Here is a 4,050-nt window from a genome sequence, read left to right on the forward strand (position 1 = left end):
GTTGCCAACAAAGAGTGGCCGCCAAGCAAGAAGAAATTATCCTTGATACCAACTCGCTCAACTTGCAGCGTTTCCTGCCATAGGTCACACAGCCTTTTTTCTGTCTCTGTCTCAGGAGCAATATAGCCTTCATCGAATGAACCTAAATCTGGAGCAGGTAGCGCCCTGCGATCCACTTTTCCGTTTGCTGATAACGGTAATTCATCCAGATCCACAAACACTTTAGGGACCATATACTCGGGCAAATATTCAGATAAATAAGACATCAATACTTCTGCTTCTACGCTACTATTGTTTTTAGGAACAATATAACCAACAAGGTATTGGTTCTTTTTACCGTTTAGCGCTAGTTCAACCACATTGACCAGCGCTGCTTTTATATCTGTATGAAGGTTTAATACTGACTCTATTTCATTCAGCTCAATTCTATAGCCCCTTAGCTTAATCTGGTGATCTGTCCGACCATGTAACTCCATATTGCCATCGGGGAGGAGCCGTCCTAAGTCGCCTGTTTTGTACATGCGGCCCCTTTCACCATTGATATTGGTTTCAATAAACGGATCATCAAAAAAGGCCTGCTCTGTTTTCACAGGATCATTCTGGTAACCATAGGCAACACCCACGCCCCCGATATAAAGCTCACCGACAACACCTTCAACAACAGGCTGCTGTTGTGCATCCAGAATATAAAACCTGTTATTATCAATGGGAACACCGTACGGAATGCTGCTTAAATGCTCTACCTTCCCCGACACTCGGTAAAAATTAGACCACACGGTTCCTTCTGTCGCCCCCCCTAAACTTATAAATTCAGCGTTGGGGAACCTGTATTTCGCGGCTGAAGGCAGCATAGTTGGGATCCAGTCGCCACTTAAGAAAATTAAGCGTAAATGGTGCCCCAAAAGCTCCACTTGCCTTTCATCAAGATCATTTATCAGGTGGTTCAATGTGCTGGGTACCGAGTCCCAGAAAGTAACTTTTTCAGTGAGTATTAGGTCATAAAGCACTTCAAAATTATGCAGCTGTGACTGTTCCACAATCACAATGCGCCCCCCAGCAGCCAGCGTGCCAAAGATGTCATAAACGGAAAGGTCAAAGGTCACCGAGGTAATAAAAAGCATCACATCAGACGAGGTGACCGCAAACTCTGTGTTCACCCAGCTAATCAGGTTTACTGCTTGATGATGAGCAATCCTGACTCCCTTAGGCTTCCCTGTCGAGCCGGAAGTATAAATGATATATGCAAGCTCTCCGGCATCTTTTTTCAAACCCGGGTTTTCTATTGAAAATGTCGCGTAATTTTCTGCTTGTAGATAGAGATGATGCGCGTTGGCCGCTTGCGTTGGTCTATCAAATAAAACCAGTTTCAGCTGTGCACTTTCCTCTATCGTCTGAATTCTTGCCTCGGGATAATCCGGCTCCATTGGCACATAAACCGCTCCCGCTTTTAATATCGCTAACAGGGTCGCAATCATGTCAAAGGATCTAGACATCACCAGACCCACGTGGTCGCCTGATTGTATGCCTTGACTGATCAGCATCCACGAAATCCGGTTCGCTTTAGCGTTCAACTCGTGATAGCTATAACACTGACCATTGTGCCTTAAAGCGATTGCATCAGGCGCTTTAACAACCTGCTCTTCAAACAAGGCATGCATTGTCTTTGTACAGGCATAGGCTTTATCCGTATCGTTAAACTCAGTGTTTTTTGTGCCTACAGAGTGCACTAAAGCCGTTGAGCACAACTGTGTTTCACTGCTCGCCATCAACTCCAGTATCTGTAGATAGAGGTTTAGGGCAAGCTCGACTTCTTTGGCATCAAAATATTCCTCACTATACTTTATCTGCAACGCCATGCCATGCTGACCATTTTTATGCACTTCCAGATCAAACCAGGTATTGGTCATCTCCGAGCCGTTGATGGTAAATAATTCCTTATCAGAATTAATCAACATATTGCTGTCTGTCGCCGCTACCAGCTCAGGAAAATCGGTGAAATTGAAAATGACATCAAACAAGGGGTTGCCGTTTGCATCATTTTCCCCGGCTAGCCTAGCGATGTCTGCTAGGAAAATCTCATGCTCTTTGACCCGACGCAGAAAATCCCTAACTTGGGTAATCAATACATGTTTATTAATTGAAGTCTGCGCATTTAATCGCAGTGGAATAGTATTAAGAAAACAGCCAAGAACCCTATCGGTATCCTTGATCTCAGGCCGATTATGGGTCACAACACCCGTCAGGATTTCCGAGTCTCCGGTGATCAAGGACAATAGATACACATGTGCGGCCAAACAGATTTCTTTTACCGTATACCCTTTACTCTGGGTCAGCTGCTGTAACTTTCGCAATAAGGAAGCATCGACCTCACCTTTAACCGCCGTCATCATTTTAGAGCTTGAAATTGGCTTACCCGCATAATTAAAAGGTAACTTCATGCGGTTGTAATTTTGTAAGTAGTCTTTCCAGAAGGCCTGTGTCTCATCTGAGCCGCTACGGTGCAAGTTAATCGCGACATAATCCCGATAAGTGGACTCTGGCGCCGGAAGCAAATCTCGGTGACCATCTTTCAAACGGGCATAATTCGCCAGAAGTTCAGACACCATGAGGTTTAAACTCCAGCCGTCCAAAATAGCATGCTGTACCGTCAGGATAATGCATACCCGGCCTGAGCTGAGGGAGAAAAGCTTTACCCTCCATAACAATTCGTTGACTTGGAATGTAAACTTCTTATTGAGGTCCTGTCGGCAATAATCCTCTATCTGTTGCTTTTGAATGTCTGGCGCCACATCGGATAAGTCCTCGATACCGATATTTAACGGTGAGCTCATATGTACACATTGCACCGGCTCATCAAAACCACTAACGTCAAAGCTCGTTCTTAAAATAGAATGTGCCTGACACATATATTCGAACGCCTGATTAAACAACGCTAAATCGAAGTCCATCCATTCCAGTACAAGAGGGAATTGGTCATGATAGATAGGTACTTCAGGTTGGGCCTGAGCAAAGTAAACCATACTTTGCTGAATGGCACTTAGCGGAAACAAGGCTTCGTAATCGTCTGGTAATTGCTGCTTCAAAATGGCATGGTTTTCAATATCATGTCTGAGTGTATCTATCTCTTGTAACCCCAGTTCCAGCTGCTGCTGAACAGTGCTCGGTTGGCCGATTGCCAGAGAGCGGGATAACTCCCGCACCGTGCTGAGGGCAAAGATATCTTTTACTTGGACGTTTGCACTTAACTCATGGTTGATCCGGACCACCAACTTAGTCGCTAATAAGGAATGCCCGCCTAACTGGAAAAAGTTATCCGTGATACCGACTCGCTCCACCTCCAGCACCTGCTGCCAAATGGCACATAACGCCTGCTCCGTCTCCGATTCAGGGGCAATATATTCCGCCCGAGATAAAGCCATATCCGGCTCCGGCAGCGCCTTGACATCAACCTTGCCATTGGCAGTTAACGGCAAAGCTTCCAACACCATATACGCCGACGGCACCATGTACTCAGGTAAAACCTCACGGATATGCTCCTTAATCTCCTCTATTAAGGTCCCTGCTTCCCTTTCACTGTCACCGGCCACCAGATAAGCCACCAGTTGGTTATTATTTTCTCCTTTTTCCTGGGCCAGCACCAAGGCTTCCTGAACGTCACTATGATCTGCTAAGGCATGCTCTATCTCCCCCAGCTCAATACGAAAGCCCCGCACCTTCACCTGGTGATCTATCCGCCCTAGGTATTCCAGCTCGCCACCTTCCAATCGACGCGCTAGATCACCGGTACGATAAAAGCACTTAGTGCCCTGTCCCGGCACATGTACAAAACGCTCTGCACTCAAGCCTTCTCGGTTTAAGTAGCCCCGACTGACCCCGTGGCCACTGACATACATTTCACCGCCGATCCCGTCCGGTACCAACATTTGTTTTTCATTCAACAGCAAGATATCTAGATCTGCCAGCGGCTTACCAATCAAGCTCGCCCCTCGCCCCTGCGTCAGATCTGCTTCCCGAATACGTCGGTAAGTTACATGCACGGTGGTCTCAGTG

The 4,050-nt window shown here is 46.4% G+C and carries 1 protein-coding gene and 1 pseudogene; both read right to left on the reverse strand.

Annotated features, from left to right (window positions below):
- A partial coding sequence (locus tag N477_RS01320; protein WP_231098037.1) for a non-ribosomal peptide synthetase occupies positions 1–3,506 on the reverse strand: 3,506 nt, incomplete at its 3' end.
- A 3-nt stretch (positions 3,507–3,509) separates the two neighbouring features.
- Positions 3,510–4,037, reverse strand: a pseudogene (locus tag N477_RS26660) (AMP-binding enzyme); the annotation flags it as partial.
- Positions 4,038–4,050: the final 13 nt, after the last annotated feature.

This window comes from Pseudoalteromonas luteoviolacea H33-S, assembly GCF_001625695.1.
GTDB classification, from domain to species: Bacteria; Pseudomonadota; Gammaproteobacteria; order Enterobacterales; family Alteromonadaceae; genus Pseudoalteromonas; species Pseudoalteromonas luteoviolacea_B.